Source organism: Ktedonospora formicarum, assembly GCF_016587355.1.
GTDB lineage: Bacteria > Chloroflexota > Ktedonobacteria > Ktedonobacterales > Ktedonobacteraceae > Ktedonobacter > Ktedonobacter formicarum.
In genome coordinates, this window is record NZ_BNJF01000004.1 from 301,163 (window position 1) to 322,229 (window position 21,067).

General features: G+C 52.6%; 18 protein-coding genes. 10 read left to right on the forward strand and 8 right to left on the reverse strand.

The features are described 5' to 3' along the window. Window positions 1-18 precede the first annotated feature (18 nt). Window positions 19-771 (forward strand): SDR family NAD(P)-dependent oxidoreductase, encoded by a 753-nt coding sequence (locus tag K3T82_RS32975; RefSeq protein ID WP_220197776.1) that lies wholly within the window; start codon window positions 19-21, stop codon window positions 769-771. A 63-nt stretch (window positions 772-834) separates the two neighbouring features. Continuing rightward, entirely contained in the window at window positions 835-2,160 is a 1,326-nt protein-coding gene (locus K3T82_RS32980) for a helix-turn-helix transcriptional regulator (RefSeq protein ID WP_220197777.1), read from the forward strand. Here K3T82_RS32980 and K3T82_RS32985 read toward each other — a convergent pair. The 4 genes from K3T82_RS32985 to K3T82_RS33000 all read right to left on the reverse strand — a co-directional run bounded on the left by K3T82_RS32985 (window position 2,137) and on the right by K3T82_RS33000 (window position 5,100). Then, window positions 2,137-2,958 (reverse strand): nucleotidyltransferase domain-containing protein, encoded by an 822-nt coding sequence (locus K3T82_RS32985; protein ID WP_220197778.1) that lies wholly within the window; start codon window positions 2,956-2,958, stop codon window positions 2,137-2,139. The two genes, K3T82_RS32980 and K3T82_RS32985, sit on opposite strands and share 24 nt — an antisense overlap. Before the next feature lie 249 nt (window positions 2,959-3,207). Next, a complete protein-coding gene (locus tag K3T82_RS32990; protein WP_220197779.1) occupies window positions 3,208-3,444 on the reverse strand; it encodes a hypothetical protein in 237 nt (78 codons plus the stop codon). A 446-nt stretch (window positions 3,445-3,890) separates the two neighbouring features. After that, window positions 3,891-4,154 carry an RNA-guided endonuclease InsQ/TnpB family protein gene (locus K3T82_RS50280; RefSeq protein ID WP_420799367.1) on the reverse strand — a complete coding sequence of 88 codons (264 nt, stop codon included), beginning with the start codon at window positions 4,152-4,154 and terminating at the stop codon, window positions 3,891-3,893. Then, window positions 4,102-5,100 (reverse strand): RNA-guided endonuclease InsQ/TnpB family protein, encoded by a 999-nt coding sequence (locus K3T82_RS33000; RefSeq protein ID WP_220197781.1) that lies wholly within the window; start codon window positions 5,098-5,100, stop codon window positions 4,102-4,104. Before K3T82_RS33000 ends, K3T82_RS50280 begins: the two co-directional genes overlap by 53 nt. A 140-nt stretch (window positions 5,101-5,240) precedes the next feature. On the opposite strand from K3T82_RS33000, the gene K3T82_RS33005 reads away from it, so the two are divergent. The 4 genes from K3T82_RS33005 (at window position 5,241) to K3T82_RS48255 (ending at window position 8,670) form a co-directional block, all read left to right on the forward strand. Continuing rightward, window positions 5,241-5,636 carry a hypothetical protein gene (locus tag K3T82_RS33005; protein ID WP_220197782.1) on the forward strand — a complete coding sequence of 132 codons (396 nt, stop codon included), beginning with the start codon at window positions 5,241-5,243 and terminating at the stop codon, window positions 5,634-5,636. Window positions 5,637-5,819: 183 nt separating this feature from the next. Next, the gene (locus K3T82_RS33010) at window positions 5,820-5,969 is read left to right on the forward strand and encodes a hypothetical protein (protein WP_220197783.1); all 150 of its coding nucleotides are present in this window, start codon (window positions 5,820-5,822) and stop codon (window positions 5,967-5,969) included. A gap of 105 nt (window positions 5,970-6,074) precedes the next feature. Further along, window positions 6,075-6,365 carry a hypothetical protein gene (locus K3T82_RS50285; RefSeq protein ID WP_420799375.1) on the forward strand — a complete coding sequence of 97 codons (291 nt, stop codon included), beginning with the start codon at window positions 6,075-6,077 and terminating at the stop codon, window positions 6,363-6,365. A gap of 568 nt (window positions 6,366-6,933) precedes the next feature. Continuing rightward, window positions 6,934-8,670, forward strand: a complete 1,737-nt coding sequence (locus K3T82_RS48255; protein WP_420799368.1) for a tetratricopeptide repeat protein — start codon at window positions 6,934-6,936, stop codon at window positions 8,668-8,670. 272 nt (window positions 8,671-8,942) lie between these two features. Here K3T82_RS48255 and dnaE read toward each other — a convergent pair whose 3' ends face one another. The 4 genes from dnaE to K3T82_RS33055 form a co-directional block, all read right to left on the reverse strand. Continuing rightward, window positions 8,943-12,461, reverse strand: a complete 3,519-nt coding sequence (gene dnaE / locus K3T82_RS33040) for a DNA polymerase III subunit alpha (protein ID WP_236031711.1) — start codon at window positions 12,459-12,461, stop codon at window positions 8,943-8,945. A 93-nt stretch (window positions 12,462-12,554) separates the two neighbouring features. Next, the gene (locus K3T82_RS33045) at window positions 12,555-15,866 is read right to left on the reverse strand and encodes a lantibiotic dehydratase (RefSeq protein WP_220197785.1); all 3,312 of its coding nucleotides are present in this window, start codon (window positions 15,864-15,866) and stop codon (window positions 12,555-12,557) included. 46 nt (window positions 15,867-15,912) lie between these two features. Further along, the gene (locus K3T82_RS33050) at window positions 15,913-17,223 is read right to left on the reverse strand and encodes a lanthionine synthetase C family protein (RefSeq protein WP_220197786.1); all 1,311 of its coding nucleotides are present in this window, start codon (window positions 17,221-17,223) and stop codon (window positions 15,913-15,915) included. A 527-nt stretch (window positions 17,224-17,750) separates the two neighbouring features. Next, complete coding sequence (locus tag K3T82_RS33055; RefSeq protein ID WP_220197787.1) at window positions 17,751-18,062, reverse strand: hypothetical protein; 312 nt, start codon at window positions 18,060-18,062, stop codon at window positions 17,751-17,753. Window positions 18,063-18,575: 513 nt separating this feature from the next. On the opposite strand from K3T82_RS33055, the gene K3T82_RS33060 reads away from it, so the two are divergent. The 4 genes from K3T82_RS33060 to K3T82_RS48260 are packed head-to-tail and all read left to right on the forward strand — an operon-like array spanning window position 18,576 to window position 21,047. Then, a complete protein-coding gene (locus K3T82_RS33060) occupies window positions 18,576-19,601 on the forward strand; it encodes a cyclin family protein (RefSeq protein ID WP_220197788.1) in 1,026 nt (341 codons plus the stop codon). Next, window positions 19,523-19,819 carry a hypothetical protein gene (locus K3T82_RS33065; protein ID WP_220197789.1) on the forward strand — a complete coding sequence of 99 codons (297 nt, stop codon included), beginning with the start codon at window positions 19,523-19,525 and terminating at the stop codon, window positions 19,817-19,819. The genes K3T82_RS33060 and K3T82_RS33065 overlap by 79 nt, the downstream gene beginning before the upstream one ends. A gap of 38 nt (window positions 19,820-19,857) precedes the next feature. Beyond that, window positions 19,858-20,562, forward strand: coding sequence for a CHAP domain-containing protein (locus K3T82_RS33070; protein WP_220197790.1), 705 nt, complete (start codon window positions 19,858-19,860; stop codon window positions 20,560-20,562). Between the two features lie 59 nt (window positions 20,563-20,621). Beyond that, window positions 20,622-21,047, forward strand: coding sequence for a hypothetical protein (locus K3T82_RS48260; protein WP_236031713.1), 426 nt, complete (start codon window positions 20,622-20,624; stop codon window positions 21,045-21,047). Window positions 21,048-21,067: the final 20 nt, after the last annotated feature.

Here is a 21,067-nt window from a genome sequence, read left to right on the forward strand (position 1 = left end):
AGAGGGAGAAGACGACCATTGAACCAGAAAACGATCGTCATCACTGGAAGTACCAAGGGGATTGGAAAAGGCATTGCGCTCTATTTGGCAAGGCAACACCATCGAGTCGTGCTCAACTATGCGATGGATGATGTGCAAGCACAGGAAACCTTGCGCCAATTCCAACAAGAGCAGCTCCAGGTCCTCTTAGTCAAAGCCGATATTGCCCACCGCGCAGAGGTCGGGCACTTACTTCAAGCAACGCTTCATCATTTTGGGCGTGTGGACGTCCTGGTGAATAATGCGGCACGTGTTCGCGATAAGCCCCTGCTCGAAATGACCGAAGATGAATGGGATACCGTGGTCAACACGAATATGAAGGGAACCTTCCTGTGCTCACAACTGATTGCTTCCCACATGCTTCAGCAGGAGCAGGGAGGGTGCATCATCAATATTGGCGCATCGACAGGAATACGAGCACGCAAAAATGGTGTGAATACCTGTGCATCGAAAGCTGGCATCCATTTGATCACCCAAAGCCTGGCGTTAGAATTAGGACCAAAGATACGTGCCTTGACGGTTGTCCCTGGCTTGACCCGAACAGAAGAAGTTGCACATCGTTTCCGTTTAGATGATCCTGACGTCCTTCGCTCGCGCATAGAAACAATTCCGTTGCAACGAATTGGTACACCTGATGATATTGCCAAGGTGGTTGCGTGGCTTATTTCAGACGACGCTCAGTGGATCAATGGACAAAAAATCTTTGCTGATGGCGGGCAATACATGTGGTAATTGGGTCATTCTTATACGAAAGATATGCATATGGAATGATGAGGAATCAAAAGAGGGTGTAATATGGGAGCACAAAAGAAAAGCGCACGCAAACAATTGGCTCCAGGGGCCTTTCCGAATCGTTTGGATCAATTAATACGACATAGAGGCTTGCAGAAAGCCAGCTTTGCCCAAGCCCTTGGGATTAGCAATACGACGCTCTCATATTATGTGACAGGCCGCCGGGCCGTACCTCATGATCTACGGGCCAAATGTGCTGAACTGCTACAGCGCCCAGTTGATGAGATTTTCCCGCTTACATATGAATTCATTGATAATGAATTGAGAAATGGTCAGCAAGAGAATGAGGTTTCCCCTTGGGAAACTTCAGGACTCCAACCTTCTCTCACTGAACCGGCAAAATACGCCAGTACCTCCTCTGCTTCGGCTGTACATCCTTTTTTGGAAACACAAATACCGGAGACACGACAATCGTTCCTCGAACTCAAAGATTCTCTTATAGAAACATCACCAGATATGCTAGAGCATTTCGAGGAGATGACAACGCTTTGTCGGCGTCTCAGTGAAGGAAGCGAACTTAAAACGGCTGAGCGTACCCTTTGGTCGTATCTTCCAAGAGTCGATGCAATTGCAAAGCTTTCCTTTACTCATCAACAAAAAGCTGCAAGCGTTGCCTCACAAAGCTATCTCCTTGCAGCATCGCTCGCAGGCCACCGCAATGACCTACAAGCACGATACCAGTTGAGTGAGCAGGCGTTACTTTATGGGAAACTCGCTCATGACTTTGATCTTCAAATTGCAGCACTGAGGCAATTTGCGGTGACATTTGATTATCTGGGATATCCTGAGAAGGTCTTACAAGTCTATCAACTCACTCTTCCTCACCTTCACAAAGCATCTCCACTTCTACGTGCGTGTATTTATGCCGATATGTCTGGTTCCTATACCCAGCTTCACCAACAACAGGAAGCGCATACATTTTTAAATATGGCTTATGACCATTTCCCAGAAAATACACATAATGAACCAGGCTATGTGAGTACTATTTGCAGATACTCGACGCTTATTCTATGTGAAGGGTTACATCATCTAGCCTTTGAACAAGCGCGAAATGCTGAAAGAAGCTTCGAGAAAATTGATGGGTTACATCCGAAGATCCCTGTGCCCGAGCGTATTCGCATCGATGTTTTAAATTGCCAGGTAGAAGCATTTATGGCTTCCATGAATCTTGAAGCTGCTTGTTTTTATCTCGAATCCGCAGTCGAAGCGTCCTTGTCTATTGGAAGTGAGCGGCGATTTCAAGAGGCGTACTCAGTATTTCAACAAATGCAAGCGACCTGGGGGCATGAGCGACGTGTGCAATCTCTAACCGATCTCTTTCGACGCTAGATAATGCCCAATCTTCTCGATGAGTGGTTCAATGGCTTCCCTATGCTCTCTTTGGAAAAAGGGAAATAAGAGATGAGCTGTTTCCTGAAACAAATGAAGAGATGCAATACTTCTCTGTACAAGCGAAGGGGCTACATCAGAGTGTATGCCAAGTGCTATCTGATGGTAATGCGTCCAGGTTGAGTGTTGTCCTGCCGCCTCTTGAGCTTGATGAAAGTAGGTATTACCACTTTTGATCAAGAGACCTCGTTGGACAACAAAAGCCTCAGTGACAGCAGGAAGCAGGTCCAGCGTCAACACATCCGCAAGCAAAAGCGCATCCTGCATATGAAGTGCTTTGAGTGATTTCAATACAATTTCCGTCTGCTCCATCATCACTTGTCCTGCATACTCATTGGCTGCTGCTTGCAATGGTTCCCAGCGAAATTGTTGCACGTCCCGTTGAAATTCACGAAATGCATCATCTTTTTCTAAGAGAATACGAGCTTCTTGGATGCCTGGTACAGCAAAGATAGCTTCTTCAGGCCGTTGAATACGTTCTCTGTAGGATGCAATCGACCATGTAGAGATACTTACTGCGTAGCCTTCTCGCCAAATATAGTATTTAGGCGGCAATACCTTGACCGTATCTTGGGTGATGATTGTAAGATCAACGTCGCTGTATGGAGGAAAGGCATCGCCTCTTACATAACTTCCACGTAAAATGATCGCTCGAACCGTCTCCTTATCAAGTTCAGCTACAAGTCTTGTAAGGAAATCTTCCGAAAGATAATTGTAAGAGACTGATTGATGTGTCACCTATTTCTCTCCTGCTTGAAGGGTTAGAGTGCTTCATCTATCAAATACAGCATCATCTGAATCATACGTCACAATTCACAGCAGTCTTTCTTATCTTATGACATATTTATCAAAATGGGTAGAACACATATTACAAACAATTCAGGGTCTTTGAGATCACCTATAACTTCATTCGACCTGGCCACAAGTTATGAGGGCGAACTCAACCATTTCTCGTTGAGTTGCAAAAGGGTCAAAACGATCTCTTCTCTACTTTTCAGGATCATATTTAATTTTATGCTTATATATCTTTCGGCTTTGGCGGAAGGCATCGAGGAGCGTTTCAGGAGCAAGGCCAAGTGAAAAGGCAAAGAGCTGACAGACCGAAGACCAGCTCTGGTCAGAGCTTTGGGTGATCAGCAGCAACACGCCATCCATATCAAACAACATTGCCTCGGGAAAGGCATTGGTGGGTCGTTTCATATCGAAAGTATAGCATATTTCCATGAAATTCACCTTTCGACACGCCAATTTGTATATTTCCCAATAGAATCACGTCGAGTTTTCAGTCTGCTGTAGAAAGTTGTACCTGCTAACCAACATTTGTACGCCCCCTGCGAACTTGTAGTTTCCTCCCTTGACATAAGAGCCAGATTTGCGTTTGCAATGCCTGCGCAATGTGCTTGCGGTGGTGCAAGGGAGTCCTGGTAAAGAGCGGGCATGACCTGCGATGTCCTCACCTCACACCAACGATGCAGCATTTAGCGATTGATCCTCTTCCCAAGCCTTCCATTCGATGGAAGTGTGCAACCGTTCTCCGAAACTTACCCAAACATGGACGAGCCATATTTCGTGTTCGGTTCCTGCTTCAGTGCAGACAGCAAGCCTTTCGCTCGTCTAACACCTGCTCCACAGGCGTCACTTCCCGCAGAACGTGCGGTACGCTGTTTTCATCAGGCCAACGCCACCAAATTCCTGGCGGCGTTCAAGTCTCGATCCAGTGTACTTCCGCAATCCATGCAGGCAAAGATCCGATCAGAAAGCCTCAGTTCCTCATTGACCCATCCACAACACGAACAGGTTTTTGAGGAAGGTTCCCAACGGGAGGCCAGAACCACCTTGATCCCTGCTTGCTCTGCTTTGTAGAGGATCTGCCGCTTGAACTCATACATCCCCACATCGGCAATCGCTCGGGCTAACCTGCGGTTCTTGAGCATACCTGCAATGTGTAGATCTTCTAGGACGATCACACGCGGCCTCTCTTGATCGGGCGCGGGTTCTCGCCACGATCTGTGCGGTCGCTTGGTGCAAGGCGTTCTGGCGAACATGGGCGATACGGGCGTGCATCCGAGCAAGTCGCATGCGTGCTTTCTTGCGATTGGCACTCCCTTTGGGCTTGCGGCTGTGGCGTCGCGACGTGCGCTTTAACGCCGTGATCTTCTTGCGTAGCGCCTTGAGATTCTCGAAGGTACGTCCATCTGAGAGAGTTGCCAGTCGTTTGATTCCCAGATCCACTCCAATGACGTCACCTGTGGCTGGCTGGGGTGCTTTCGCTTGCTCGTGGACACAGATGGAGACAAACCATCTGCCTGCTTGCTCATGGATGGTGGCACTGCTGATCTTGCCATTGAGAGGGAAATAGCCGTGCTCTTTGAGTCGGAGCCTTCCCAACCGAGGCAACTGGATGGCATCAGGAAACACCCGAATGCTCCCGGTGAAGCGAGCGCCACCGATGGCTTTCTTCCGGCTTTTGTAGCGGGGATAGCCACACTTTCCTTTCCAGGTGCCCTCTTTCTTGAGCCGGCACTTGCGAAAGAAGTGCTTGAAGGCGGTATCCAGATCGCGCAACCCCTCCTGAAAGGCGCATTTGCTGACCTCGCGCATCCAAGGCTGGGAGGGTTTGAGGGCATTGATCTCGCGATGCAGATCGATGGCGGTGGGCGTTTTCTGCCCAGCTTTGTAGGCCTCTTGTTTGCGGCGAAGGCCATAATTGTACGCCCAGCGAGCGGCTCCGGCATGTTTGCGACAAAGTGTCTGTTGCGCGTTATTGAGATCAAGTTCTCCTCGGTAGCCACGTACCATCTTCTGCTCTTCTTCCTCTGCGATGAATGTAGAACAAATATACCACAAAGTCGCTGCTGTTTCAAGGGAAGGTATGTCCATGTTTGCTCTTTTTTGTCCATATTCTTGAAAACAAATTATACCCCTGGCTTGGTCTTACTATCAGTTCTCCTTAAAAGCTGCACAAACAGCCTCTAATCATGATCTTTGGGCGGTTGGCATCGGGCGCATGATGTTTGCTGTTGCTCTACTGGAAGCGGCCCCAACAAGCACTTCCACTCCTACAAGAGGTTCATCAATTGACGATTCAACACACATGCACCATTTGTTGGCTTGCCGTAGTGGAAGCAGAGGTCTATGCAGCACTTGGGAATCAGGACGCCTGCGAAAAATCACTTACAACCGCAAAGACCCTCTTAAAGAAGAAGGTTCTGGGTGAAGATCGCTATGCAACCGGACTAAGTGCCTCGCGCATAGCGGGATACGAAGGGGCTTGTTATGTACGGCTCTACCAACCACGTCGTGCGCTCCTTGCTTTACAGCAAGCGCTTTCTCAGCTTGATGCACAGGCATTGCGTCAGCAATCTACTCTTTTGACTGATATGGGTATTGCCTATGCTCAACAAGGGAATATCTAAAAAGCGTATGATTTGGCAAGTCGGGCATTTTCGATCACACAACAGACGAAATCACGATCAGTCTTAGATCGCGTTCATATGATCTGTACAGAACTGGAGGCCCAGAAGGCTACGAACGCAGCACACGATCTAGACCAATACGTGAACACCACTCTCACCCTCATAACTATGTAAGGAGAGCGTATGATAGAAAAATCAACAAGTCGTTTGCAGGTCCTCTATCTTATGGTCTGCACAGCTCCTCCTGCACAGCAAACCCTCCATGTTGTCATCCCACTTCAAGAAGCGGGATGGGATGTGTGTGTGCTTGCGACGCCTCAAGCTAGCCGCTAGATTGATCAATCAGCTTTAGAAGATGCAACAGGGTATATTGTGCGAACAGACTATAAATTACCAGGAGAGGCTGATCCTCTTCCCAAAGCCGATGCTATATTGGTTATGCCTGCCACCTTCAATACGATCAATAAGTGGGCACAAGGTATTGGCGATACGCTGGCCGCAAATATCTTGTGTGAAGCCCTTGGGAGAGGGACGCCGCCAATTGTTGCAGTTCCTTGTCTCAAAATGGATCTGGTACGCCATCCAGCCTTCAAGAAAAATCTTGCGCTTCTCCGTGAGTACGGAATTCATGTCCTGCATGAACCAAAAAAGCCCCCTTCTCCGCTGATGGTTCCTTGGGAGAAAATATTTGAGACACTTTGCACTCTCACACCAGACACAGCAGGATGACTTTCTGTTATCATTCTGTTGTCTTCTGCGGCTTTGCTCATCATTACACCATATGCGCTTCAACGGCGTTGGAACCAAGAATCGTTTTGAGGGTTCTATGCTGCTGTGGGATAGAATTCTCCAGACTGTTGTAGAACATGAAGCACACCTATCACTTCCCGTTTGCTACCAGGATTTTGTAAGTTCTAAAGGTGATATATTACATAGACAACTATTTCTTTTCACATTACTATGATCTCGACATGCAAATATTTAATCACACTCTCTATTAGAGACTCCAAAAGCAGGTTATTCCTGTAGCAAGGTCACTTTAGAGTAGAGTTGCAAAGAAAATTGACATAATCATGTATTGCTCTATTAGGTAGGCTTAATTTTGGTGACGTAGCTCTCCTTCTGCTTCTAAAGCTCTCATCAGCATTCCTGACATAAAATTGATTTCCATGCGTTCGCGACACTTGTTGCTAGCAGAATTCTGCTGTTTGAAAAGTCAAAATAGCAGAGTGAGTGCGAACAGAACCCACCTCCGAGAATAAGAAGCGAAGATTCATGAGAAGAGAACGGAAGATATATGTGGAAAAACAACAAAACACAAAAGCGTACAACTTATCGTTGCTCTTTCTGCGGTCATAGTCAAGAACATGTGAAGCGCTTGATTGCAGGGCCTGGTGGTGTCTATATCTGCAATGAATGCATAGACATGAGTCGAAAGATCGTTCTAAAAGAGGAGACAACACATAGTTGCTTCTTCTGTAATAAGGAGCAGAGTCAAGTGAAGCGTTTGATAGAGGCACCCAATGGCGCCTTTATCTGCAATGAATGTGTCGAGAGATGTCGAGAGATCCTTATAGAGGAGGAGCGAGACTATCACTGCTCCTTCTGCAACAAGGAACAAGATCAAGTTCTGCGCCTCATAGCCGCGCCCGGAGGAGTATACATTTGTGACGAATGCATCTATCTTTGTCGGGAGATCATTGACGAGGTGAGAGGAAAAACGCCTCCAGTCGCAAAGCATGAGGATGTGGAACGATTGTCAAAACATGCTCTCTTAATATATGAACAGCAGTTGGGAGCTACGCATCCCGACACTGCTTCGGCACTTACAAACTTGGCAATTCTCCACTGGTGCAAGGGGGAGTATGGAGAAGCCGAACCGTTGCTCCAACGTGCCCTCTCGATTCATGAACAACCATTGGAGTCCCCATATCCTCGTCTAACGATCAGCCTACATCGTCTGGCAGTTCTCTATCAAATACAGAGAAAGTACAAGGAGGCGGAGCCACTCCTGCAACGTGCGCTCTCCATTACTGAAAAGCAATTGGGAGCCACGCATCTCGATACGATGGAGCGTCTTAATGACTTGGTAGGACTCTACCGAACACAGCAAAAATATGAAGAAGCGGAGCCACTCCTGCAACGTGCGCTCTCCATTACTGAAAAGCAATTGGGAGCCACGCATCTCGATACCGCTCGTAGCTTGCATAATCTTGCAGAACTCTACCATGACCAGGAGCGATACAAAGAGGCGGAACCGTTATACTATCGTGCCCTGGCTATTCGTGAGCAGCTATTAGGAGCCTCGCATCTTGATACGGCGGTCAGCCTCAATAACCTTGCAGAACTCTACTGTGATCAGGAGCGATACAAAGAAGCGGAGCCATTATATCAGCGTGCCCTGACTATCCGTGAGCAGCTATTAGGGGCTACACATCTCGACACAGCTTGTAGCATCAATAACCTTGCAGAACTTTACCGTGACCAAAAGCAATATGAGGAGGCAGAACCGCTGCTCCAGCGTGCACTGGCTATTCGTGAGCAACTATTGGGAGCTTCGCATCCTGATACAGCAGATAGCCTCGATAACCTTGCAGAACTCTACCATGACCAGGAGCGATACAAAGAAGCGGAGCCATTGTATCAGCGTGCTCTCTCGATCTATGAGCAGCAATTGGGGATCACCCATACTGATACCACTCGCAATATGAATAATTTAGCCCAACTTTACCGTGACCAGAAGCGATACGAGGAAGCAGAGCCACTGCTCCAGCGGACTCTCTTGATTGCTGAGCAGCAATTGGGAGTTTCGCACCCCGACACAGCGGATCGCTTGAACAATTTAGCTGGACTTTACCATGACCAGAGGCGATACAAGGAGGCAGAACCGTTATACCAGCGTGCACTCTCAATCTATGAGCAGCAGTTAGAGGGCACAGATCCCATGCCCCAAAAGATGCGCACGAATTATGCGTCCTTACTACAAGCAATGGGGCGTGATGAGGAAGCAAAGAATTTGGAAGAAGATTCGTGATCTTTTTCTCATGGCAAGCATTTGCGACAACCCTCACCCCTATGAAGAGGAACACTACCTTCCCTACCGCAAACTGGATTTGGAACGCCATCCAGTCTTCAAGAAGAACATCGCGCAGCTGTGCAATGGCTATGATTCATGTCCTCTAGGGACCATAGCCCTCTCCAGTTGTAGTTCCGTGGGAGGATGTTTGTGAGACTCCTCTGCTTGATCATAGAGAAACAGCAGGATGATTTTCCGTTGTCATCCTGCTGTTTCCCTGGCTTTGTTCATCACTCCATCACGTGAACCTCAACCGTGTGCGGGCCAAGAATGGTTTCAAGAGTTGTATGCAATTGCGGAGTATACTTCACGGTATTCTCGCTTGGGGTCAGGCGTACCTCCCACTCACCACTGGTCACGAGAATGTCGTATTGGTCACGCCCTGGATGGGCCTGGAGACATTGACGAAGTTCCTGTACTTTCATAATGTCATTCGAGACAGACACCTCATCGGTTCCACTCCGAACAATGGTGAGCCAGAGGTGATGCCGCTCGCGGTTCATTTCCTCTTCCAGCGCCTGCACGGGCATGATGCTACTACAGAGCAAGTTGGGCTCGTCATTGCGGATCTGGACCTCTCCTCGTAGGATCACTACCGCCTCTTCCACCCACTGCTCTCCGGTCTCTTTGTAGATTCTGGGAAAGACTGTCACCGCCATAGCCCCGTACATATCTTCCAGGTGAGCCATGCACATCGGATCCCCTTTCTTCGTGGTGATGCGATGAACCTCTTTGAGCATCCCTCCCAGAACAACCTGCTGCTTTTCCAGTTCTGCGGTCACATCCGCAATGGGCTGCACTCCTTGCTCCTGGAAAAGGTCCGTTAAGTAGGAGAGAGGGTGGCGAGAAAGATAGATCCCGGTCAGTTCTTTTTCCCATTCAAGCAGTTGCTTGCGTGAGATGGACGGTGCGTCATCCGAGAGACGGAAGGCGAGTGTGGTTGTCGTCTCATCGTCGCCAAAGAGGCTGATGAGCCCGCGCTCTTTCGCGGCGCGCTCGCTCTTGCCGTATTGCATCGCTCGTTCCACAGAGGCCAGCAAAACCTGTCGTTGTCCATCGGCGAAGCTATCCAGAGCACCTACTTTGATGAGCGTTTCCAGTGCCCCTTTGGCAAGCAAACGTGCGTCCACGCGTATGCACACATCAGCCAGTGAGGTAAAGGGGCCACCCTCCTCGCGTGCCGCAAGAAGCGCATCAATGGGACCATTGCCGATGCCTTTGATGGCAAGCAACCCAAAGCGCACGGCTTCGCCTTCCACAGTAAAGCCCTTGGCGCTCGCGTTAATGTCGGGGCCACGAACCTCGACTCCCAGACGCTTACACTCAGCGACTGCGCTGGCAATTTTCTTCGCATCGGCGGCTTCCGCTGTCATCGTTGCCGCCATAAACTCGGCGGGATAGTTGGCTTTGAGATAGGCACAATAGAACGCAACCACAGCATAACTCGCGGCGTGTGGCTTGTTAAACCCGTAGCCGCCAAAGGGTTCAATGAGCGTAAAGAGTTCTTCGGCACGCTCTGGTCGCATCCCATTGTGGATACAGCCCTGGATGAAATCCTGGCGGTAGCCTGCGACTTCCTCCACTTTCTTTTTACTGAGGGCCTTGCGAAATTTGTGCGCCTTGCCCCAGGAGAAGCCTGCGATATTGACGGCAATAAAAAGCACCTGATCTTGATACACAATGATGCCGTAGGACTCGTCGAGCCAGGTTGAGAGGCGGGGGTCAAGATACGCTACCTTCTTACGCCCGTGCTTGGCATCAATAAAATCGGGAATACTTTCCATCGGACCCGGACGATAGAGCGCGACCATTGCCGTGAGATCTTCGATACGGTTGGGGACCAGTTGCCTGACATATTCGCGCATCTTGGCTCCCTCCAACTGGAAGATTCCCGTCGTTTCGCCTGCCGCCAGGAGCGCAAACGCATTGGCACGCCGCTTATCCTGCTGTCTGTCGCCAGTCTCATCGAGTGGAATACTTTCCAGGTCGATATCTTCCCCTCGGCTCTGCTTGATGAACTGGATCGTGGTATCAAGGATGGTCAGGTTGGAAAGCCCCAGAAAATCAAACTTGATCAGCCCCAGTTCTTCTAGATGACGTTGTTCATATTGCGTGATGCGCAACTGGGTTGGGTCTTTGGCATCCTTCACCCGCAGGGGCACGAAGCGCTCTAAGGGTTCGTTGCCAATGATCACGCCTGCGGGATGGACCCCGGTGGATCGCACCGCTCCCTCTAGTGCTAATGCCTGATCGAGGATCTCACGAGCGGGTGACTGTGAATCATAGAGCAGCTGTAACTCGTTGACCTCAGCGAGGGAACTGCGCAGTGTGACCTTGGGTCCGGTTGGGATCAAGCGACTGATACGTTCACCAAGCTCCTGTTGGCCCAACACACGCGCCACATCCTTGACCGAATTCTTAGCTGCCATGGTATTGAAGGTCACCAATTGCGCCACACACTCATAGCCATATTTGTCCGCCACATAGCGAATCACCTCATCTCTTCGGTTATCCTGAAAATCCATGTCGATATCGGGCATGTCCTCACGTTCAGGGGTGAAGAAGCGTTCAAACGGCAACTGATACCGCAGGGGATCGACATTGGTAATGCCAAGCACATACGCGAGGAGACACCCTGCCGCTGATCCTCTTGCCGAACAGCGAATGTGATTCGAGCGAGCGAAATTCACAAAATCCCACTCAATCAGGAAATAATCAACAAAGCCCTTGTCCGCGATGACGCGAAACTCATAGTCCAGTTGGCGCTGCACCTGCTCCGTGAGCTCGCCATAGAGTCGTTTGGCACCTGTCACCGCCAAGGCGTAAAGGTAATCATCTGGCGTCGCATATTCAGGGGGCACCGGAAAATAGTGGGGCAATGATGCCTTCACGGAGAGCGGATTGACAGAGCACTGCTCCGCCAGGCGCACCGTATTGGTCAGCGCGTCCGGCAATTCGGGGAAGAGTCCAAGCATCTGCTGCGGGCTCCGCAAGTAATACTCATAGCTATCAAAGTGAAAATGCTTGCCTACCAGTCTGCTGGCCGTTTGCACGCAGAGGAGCACTTCATGGACATTGGCATCGCGCTCATCGACATAATGGAGGTCATTGGTCGCGAGGAGGGGTATACCCAGTTCTTTGCTCATGCGATAGAGCTGCTGATTGACTCTGGGCTGTGGTGAGGGGCCATGCTCATCGACGCCATGATGCTCTTGAATTTCCAGATAATAGTGCTCGGGTCCCAGCACCTCCTGATACCAGCGCGCCACCGTACACGCCTGCTCATACTGGTCTTTGACCAGCAGTTGGGGAATCTCTCCTCCCAAACAGGACGAGGTAGCAATGATCCCCTCGCTGTACGTCGCAAGCAGGTCCTTGTCAATCCGAGGCTTGTTGGCCCGCATCCCTTCCGTATTGGCAATGGTCGTCAACTTCAAGAGGTTGCGGTATCCCGTCTCGTTTTTGGCAAGCAGCAATAAATGGGTGTAATCGTCACCACGCTTCTTGCTATGATCATGGATCTGCTCGGTTAAATAGGCTTCGACCCCAAGTACAGGATTGATGCCTTCGGCTCGGCAGATTTTATAAAAGTCCAGGGCTCCATAGAGCGTGCCATGATCGGTAATCGCCAGATGGTGCATGCCCTGCTCTTTCGCCCGCCGGGCGAGCGTTTTCACCCGACTCAGTCCATCCAGGAGCGAATATTCTGTATGAACGTGAAGATGCGCAAATTCCACTGTTTTCGTCACTTCCTCGTTTCCTCCTTGCTCATCGATTCTTCTCTAGTGTAGAGCATGGAGAGAGCGTTTCTCCTGCCCTGTGTCTTGTCAATAGGAATCATGTCATTGACCCTGCTCAGACTGGGATGGGATATGTCTTGTCTTGTGAGCGGCAGAGCCTGGGCGTTTGTGAATCGCTTCCAGGCTCTGCCGCCAAAGCGCGACGACCTGCTTCTCATGCGAGGGCGAGACTGGGAGGAGACGGTTGTGTTGCATATGAGCCAGGCTCCCAATCACCGCCTCTTTGGGTTGCCAGAGCGCCCCGCGTGCGAGCAGGGCATCAAGAAGGGGTCGCACGACCTCCACGACGGCGTCTTGTGGCGCAAGCAGCGAGAGCAGGTGCTCACGTTGAAGCCACAAGGGGTCGGTCGAGTGCATGCGCCAGGGGACCAACAATTCGAGCAATTGAGCACGATGGGTCCGAAAGACCTCTCCCGCTTCATACGGCTCGGTACGTTGCCGGGCATAATGCAGACGGGCCTCCAGATCATAGCCCCAGGTAGCAAAGAGGTGATCGAGGCAGATCACCGCCACCACAATGGGGTCCAGAGTGAGCATCTTGCTGGTCAGCACATCGAGGAGGGATAGCATAGCATCGCTATTGACGGAAAAGAACCGCTCGATATGCTCAATGGCCTCTGGCCCACCATACCGCTCAATCTCCCGCTCGTATGAGGCAACCTGAACATCAGTGAGAAACCCTTCAGAGAGGAGTTCCCGGACCCAGGCCAGCACTGGTAGGAAGAGCTGCTCTGGAGCCCGTCCTTCTCCCAGATGCAAGCGGAGACGCAGATGCGGTTCAGGATCAGCATAGCGCACGTAGAACCACTGGTCACAGCGCCCTTGCGCTCTCAGCGACGCGATAAGTGGAGCGATTCGCTCACGCAAGATAAGATCATGGAACGAGAAAGCCGCATACAGCTTCAACGAGATCCATGCCTCCCCTGGCAAAATGAGTCGTTCAGAGCGGGATGGAACTGGATGACGAGGATGCTGTTCTTTGCAGTTCGTTGCGGTGCGCTCTTCTCCGGGCTGCCGAAGCTGCACTGGCACGACCAGTTCCGCCACATAGGGAGCCCCCTGGGTATCATGCAACCAGAGATGAGACAGGTCAGGCAGCATTTCCTGAAGCTGGACTTTCTTGCTTCGCTTCTGACGGTGTTTCATTTCCTCAAACAGCTCATGGGCCATCAGCGGGCTTTCAAGATCAAGCAGGAGACGCTGATCAAGGTGCGTCATCCAGACATATCGTGGCACCTGCCACTTCGTCCGCCAGCGTTGCAGCGCGGCAAACCGATCATCTTCGTTTGTGCCATCCATGTCCCCAGAGCACAGATCGGTCCACTGAACCTGCCACTGGGCGAGGCTGAAGGTAATATCCCTATACGTCAACCGAGGAAGAAAGGGGGCTTCGCTCAGCGTCTCCCAATCGAAACTACTGGGAGAGGGTGAGCCATCCCAGGCCACATCTAACAGAAAGCGGCACACATTGGGCGCATAGCGGGTATTGAGCATGTTATGCTGAAACACTTTGATGTCCTTCCCCAGTCGCAAGGAACGTACATAGAACCGTTGTTGGCGTACCCCCACCACCAGATCATCCAATGCAATAACCTGCTCTGGCGGCAAGGAAGGCGAGGTATTCACCACGATCTCGTGCGTGTGGAGGGGCTGATGTAACGCCACATTGGCACAGCGCCCATCCATGGGGAGATAGTTGAGATCGACAAAGAGGACATCAGGATACATGGCCTCTTCCGCACGCAACGAGGAGCGCAGGTGCGCGAGCCCCTCTGCTCCTAAGAGGTCCACAAAGCGTCCCATGGTGCGCCCTCCAAAGGTGACCATGGGTACAACCACGCGCTCCCAGGTCCCTTCATCAAGCGCGGCTTTGGAAGTGGCTTGCACCTGGAGAAAGACCTCCAACGATGGGGGAGCTGGATGCTGTGGGCTCGCGGACCAGCGAGCCAGGCGTGCCAGTTGTTCATCTGTGAGCTGGACTTCCAGGGTGTGGGCCTGGACCGCCTGGACCAACAATGCACAGAGCAGACGAATGCGTGCCGCATCATAGGGCATTGGTGGCGCTGGGAGCAGTGGGGCCTCCCTAGATGGTTGACCATAGGTGGGAGGCGCACCCAGGCCGTGTTCGTCACTCAACAATTGCAGGAGGGGAACTTCTGCCGTGCCATATTTCCGGACAAAGGCCGCTCGATAGGCGGCAAGCACAGGACTTCCTTGGGGCCAGGGGCTCACCCGAAGCAAGAGCTCGGCAGCCTGGGCCGCAACGCGAGCAAGGCGCTGTGAGAGGACCGGGGTCTGCACCGCAAGCGCTGCATCTACCTGAAATGCCTGCTGCTGATACGTTTGGAAGATGCGCCGTTGCCACGCAAGAAGTTCAGATTGATGCTCAATCAGCGTTGTCAGCCCCCCTGTATTCATCTGTTCTGCAAACGCCAATGCGCCCTCCACCTCAGCGTGCATGCGTGTGGTGTATGGGAGCGATGTCAGGCACTGGAGCCAGTCTCGCGCGGGTTCGGGTGTCGTCAAGGGTGGACGTGGCAGGAGAAGCACATGTGAAGACCACAATTGCGCAAGGAGCTGAGAGATGGAGGCTTCTGGAAGCTGGGGAAAGTCGTGGCACAAATGAGCAACAAGCTGTTCATAGGCGATGGGCTGGCGGGTCAACTCCAGAAGACGCAACACAAAGGGATTTGTCCGGAAAGAGACGCGGCTATTGTGCTCTTCCCCGGAAATATTGGCGCACGATGTAATCACTCTCGGACCCACCACGACAGTGGTTGTATTGACGAGGACCTGCATGTGGGGAAGCAAAGAGAGGTCTTGTTCGAGCAGGCGAATCATGGAAAAGAGCCATCCGGTATCGGGACGCAGGCGAATGTGCTTCACCACTGGTTGCGCTATCACCAGTTGCGAGTGTTCGCCAAAGGTGCCAAGGGCGATCCCCGCGAACAAGCCAAAGGGGGTGGAGCGGGTGGAACCGCGAATGCCATAGCGCAACAGCCGTGAAAGGGTCCGCTGGGTCCGTCGTGTCAGAGTGGACAGGGTGGAGGGCAAGCGAGCCAGCCCATCGTAGAGGTCCAGACTTGCCGTCACCAGCGCAACCTGGAGGGATGGACTCTGCTGAAATAGCTCGTAAAGGGCCGTATAGCCTGTGTGCCGTTGTTGCGCACAAGAGCGGGTTTCATGTTCCTCACTCTGTGCAAGATGTGAAAACAGGCGCGTTGAGAACAATGGTGCCCGCACGAGAAAGTATCCTGCATCCTGATACAAGGGCGCGCCCTTCCCTCCTGTATCGTTCTCCATTTCAGTCTGCTGGGTCGCTGACCGTTCTGTCTTCTTCTGTGATGCTTTCATGTCACCGTGGACCTCCTTCTTTTTTTCATGAGTGGTCGTGCATGTATTAAATGAGAAGGAGCGCACGTGCCCATTGGGGCTCGCATGGCGAACACGCTGCCAACAACGCGAGCGCGGTTCCTGTTGCTCCAAGCATGAGCCCCAGGGCATCGATATGTGCTCCTGACAAGGGAAAGCGAAACCCAAAGGGGGCTGTTGGTTCAAAGCCAGAGAGCATCTGACGCGTTAACAGCGCGATTTCCTCCCGCAAGGAGGGGAGATGGGTCTCCTGGTAAAAAAGCGTCGCCTGAAGCAAGAAACCAGCCTTGCCGTGGCAGAGCGAGAGGGACGCAATCTGCCGGGTCTCTTCGGGGCGGCGCATCACTCCTTCCATGGCTAAGAGAGCCTGCGCTTGTAGCTCCTGCTCCTCAAGGGCATGACCCGCCAGCCAGCACGCACGCGCAATACCTGGCGTTCCATAACACCATGCGGTTCGCGCTGGAGGAAGGCGTTGCACCTCTTCGAGAGGAAGATCAAGGGGGATGACCGCAGGCCAATCTATGCCCCATGGCATCTCTAGCCTATGCTGAAACAGCCAGGAAGACAGGCAACGAATCGCGTCTTCCTGATGAGGCATGCTCCAACCAGCAAGGCGCGCCAGCGAGAGAGCCGCCAGCGGACCCGCAATCCCATGTGCCAGCCCACAATTGATGATTGGCGTCTCCTGATACCGTGCTACCTGTGCAGGAAAGTAGGATGCAGGAACTGCCCATCCAGCCTCACGTTGTGGATCATGAGGAGCCACAAAAGCCACCAGGCGGCTTGCAGCGACCTCGCAAGCCCTGGGTATCAGATCATCCTCATCTGAATGAGGCAGGAGCAACGCGCCAAGGAGGCCAGAGACCCCCATCACGTCGTAGGCAAGCGGCGTTGGAAACTGCTGACGCGTATCCACGAGCTGCTGCGCCACCCTGGTTTGCAACGTGAGCCGCGCGCGTTGAGAGGAGGCATCTACCTGCTCAAAGCAGAAGAGGAAGACGCACCACTGACTCAGGTCTCGTAGGGAAATCGACGATTGACGTTCACATGCCTCTCGGGCCAGCAGAGCATAACGCAGGGCACAATCAAACCAGCATTGCTCCCTGGTGATGCGCGCCAAGAAGAGAAAAAAGAGCGCCAGGCCGGGAAGCCCTGAAAACAGCGTGGCGGCAGACCAGTGATTTTTGGGCTGTGATGTGACATGGGTCTGGACCACAGCAGGGTCAGCCAACCGCTCCGCCAGCACCAGCAGCACTTCCATGACCTGCTGCTGAAGTGCATGGTCAAGTGAGAGCTCCCAGGTAGACGTGATGAAACCAGCAAGCAAGGATTGCTCCATATATCTCTCCAAAGAGAGGACTCCTGCTGGAGATCGTCAGCAGGAGCCCGAGTACCTTGAACCCCCTATGGGTCTGCGTCGTTACCTGTTGGAAGGGCAGGCTAACATGCGTCAGCCCCATCACACGTAGAATCTGTTTTGCAGGTGAGATAATCTGAACGGTAGGGGCGCTCCCCCTGGATGACAGGGGATGTGGTAACGCACAGATCAAGATCGGTAAACGCCTGATGGGAAGGGACAAACGTGTGCTGCGTGCCTATTTCTAAAGGCGCAAGGGAAGAAGGAGAAGACGAACTGGAGGGAAGAACCATCTGAGACATCGAGACACTTCCTTTTCATGAACAGGTGACAGATCCCACACAGCGTAGGACCTGCAACTGAGTGTACCGGAAGTGATCTGGAATGCCAAAAAAAATCAAACTCCTTTTTCACTGTTTTTACACACTTTTCACACATTTTTTTGTAGGAGAAGAGGCAGCAATTAATGCACTCTTCTCCTTGCGGTTTCTCTCAGCCTTTCCCAACTGCTAGCAGAAGGCGCTTTTGCTGACGCTGCTGCACCAGGCAAACGAATGCACCTGCTGAGGTGTGTGGGCATCACGCCAGTAGACCCCTTCGCGCAGGTGCGCATAGGGATCAAAACTTGCCGGGATCACTTGTGTGAACATGGCAGATGAAGAGGGGACAGCCTGAGTGACCACTGACTCAGTGCTTGCCTGGACTGCTGATCGCGTAGACAGTGCGTTTCCTGCCAGGAGCAACACACAGGCAAGGAACAGAACCATCCCTGCCATTCGTAATCCCGTCACGAGAGAGGTGCATCGAAGTGATTGAGGCATGCGAAGGTCTCCTTCTTTCACGATGAAAACATATCGTTCGTTGACGATCCTTCTGGTGGCATGAGGTAGAGCGGAGCTTCAAGTCCACCAGAGCATCGCACGTTTGTTAGTGTACGTGAGCCTGCTGCTTCCTCGGAAGCCTTCGACGACCCAAATGTTGAAGAAGACGCCTGTCTGTGCGCTAAGAGGGGAGCACCACGAAGCCCTCCTGCTCCAGTGCGATGAGAGGCGACACGATGCCATCTCGCCCACAAGATGATGGCTTGCCTTTCCCTTATTCTCTACCTCGCCGTACTGCTCTCTTCCATTCTCATGTAGTTCCTCTCTGTACCCACTCGTCCTGCCTGAGAAGGCTGCTGCATCCATGCCCCTGTGTTCAAGGAAGGATGTACGCCCTGATCTCGGACTATTGGGTCGTTTTTGCCTTCCCTCATACCTGTCTTCTTGGCTACACTCACCACAAGAGGAAATGGACCTTCCATGCGTTTCTGTTATACCGAAAGGACGATCTTTGTGTGGACTTTCTTGTGCTCTGTGTTGCTCTTGCCCTTTGGCTGGACCCGATCACTTCGAGCTTCTCACACAGCAACTCTCGACCTGTCATCAGGGAGAACGGCTCACCTTGCTGCGCTTCGTCACGCTTTCCTCCTCCTGCTCACGGCTGGCGGGCTTCTCATGCTTCTGCATGCCTCACCCGCCACACTCACGCAGTTCGCACAGCACGCGCAGGCAAGCCACACACAGACCACGGCTATGCATGAGGCCGGAGGCATGATGGAGGAGAAGCCGCCATGCGGACTGGGCGATATCGCCTGCTACTGCGACCGACTTGCCACCTTCCTGACGGAGCAAGCCTGGAATGCGCTCAAACCCTTTGTCGATGCTTCCATGCTCAGCCCCGCCAGTGTGGTGGTTCAGACGCCACCGCAAGCCACGTATGAGAATGCGCAGGTGCAACAGATGGTGACCTGGGAACTGGGGGCCATTGATAGCGCGCTGGCGCTACTCGTTGGCTTTCTCTCCTACAACCTGATCGTCGGACGCAGCATTGGTATGAATGTGCCCACCTTTCAGGAAGCATTGCCTCGTCTGCTGGTGGCCTTTGTCGCCGCGCATCTGTGCCTGTATGTGTGTCGCCTCTTGATCGATTTCAATAATGCGCTTGCTATCGGGGTGTATGAGATGTTTCTCAAGACCTATCTCAAAGACACCATCAGCACCATGATTCATTTTGTGGGAACGAGCGACACGACGGGAGCGTTCATCGGCTATCTCTTACGCGCCTGGATCGTGATGTACATCTTCGTGCAACTGCTCTGGATCTTCTGGCAAATGCTGGTACGCCTGGCGCTCATCGCGCTTCTGACCATGCTTTCCCCTCTGGGGCTCATGTGCCTGGCCTTGCCCCAGACCCAGCGCTGGGGCAGATATGGCTCTCCGCCTTTGTCAGTACGGTCATCATGCAATTCTTCCAGCTTGCCGCCCTCTCGTTGGGTGGCTTGCTCATCAGTTATAGCACCAGTGCCGTTTCCACGCTGACGCCCCAGAACTTGCTCGGGTTGCAGCAGGTCAATGACATCCTGCTCTCCGGCGCGGTCTTCTATCTGGTGCCACGTCTACCCAACACCCTGCATGAATATGCGCTCCGCCCAATCCTGATGGCGCAGCGCTCTCAAGAACAGGCGGTGCAACGCGCCGTGGAGACCATGACGCAGGAAACCACGCAGATGCTCAAGCGTGCTGTCGCGGTGCTCTAAACACACCTCGCGCCTGTGTATAGGGAAGGAGAGAAGGGATGCTCAAACTCATACTCATCGGTGGGGCGTTGCTCTCAGGCATGGGGCTTTTGCTCACGACCACCGTGACCATGGATGCTCAGGGACTACAACAGCAGGATGGTGGAGTTGGCGGTGGTCCAGGAACGGCCTTCATCGACACGCATGGCTCAGGCAAACGTGCCGAGGTGGTGCATTGGGCGCTTGCGATGGCTGCGCACCTGCACTGCACGCCTGCGCGTCTTCTCAACGATTGTCAGGGCAGTGGGGCCGATCACTACTACGATCAAGGCTTTCCACCCCAGATCGTCGCCTGGTCAAATACCCACTGCCCAGGGTGTGCATCCTGGCGCTCAGACAACTATCAATGCGTGGTCTTTGTCATCGCCGCCTACGCTTCTGTTCGTCCCTTACCCGTACAGGGACAGAACGCCAACCAGTATTGGGAGCACTTCGCCGCCATGCCAGGATGGCAACGCCTTCCCACACAGGGGCACCTCCCACAAGCAGGCGACATCATGGTCTGGTCGGGCGGCCCCTTCGGGCATGTGAGCATTGTGCTGGGATCTGATCCTGCCCATCGCTCAGTGACCTTCGCACAGGCCAATGGAGAGTATCCCATTCAAACCTTGCCCTTGTATCCCGACGGGAGTGTCAATACGGCCAACGGCTACTGGAATGCCTTTTCGGTGATGGGATACCTGCATGCCCTCACCCTCTCATAACACGGACACGCCTTGCGCCAAGCTGGGCTGTCCTCTCATGGAAAAGGAGTATCACATCTATGTGGAATGTGTTCTTGTGGCTGCTGAGTCACCTTCATCTGCTCTCACACGACCACTGGTGCGGGCTGATTGTGTCATCGGTGCCTGAGCAGCATCCGCTCACCACTGACGCGATGCTCAAGGGACTCTCTGGATTCAAAGATCTCATTGACCCGGTGAACCCGTTTGCCACGCCCACAACCGGCGATCCTGAAGCGGGAAAGATCTCGACGTTCTTTATCAATCTGTATGATAACGGCATCAAGCCGGTGGTCTATGCTATCGCACTCTTCTTCTTCGCCTGGGGAGCCATTGGGCTCATGTTTCCAGGGGAAAGGACCCAGGATCACGCCAAAGCCGCACTCTACCGGGCGCTAGGAGGGCTCGCCCTGGCTTTGCTCGCTACCGCCTTTTCATCCATCATTCGCAATGCCGTTCCCCAATAACACCTGTCCAGGAGGTTTGT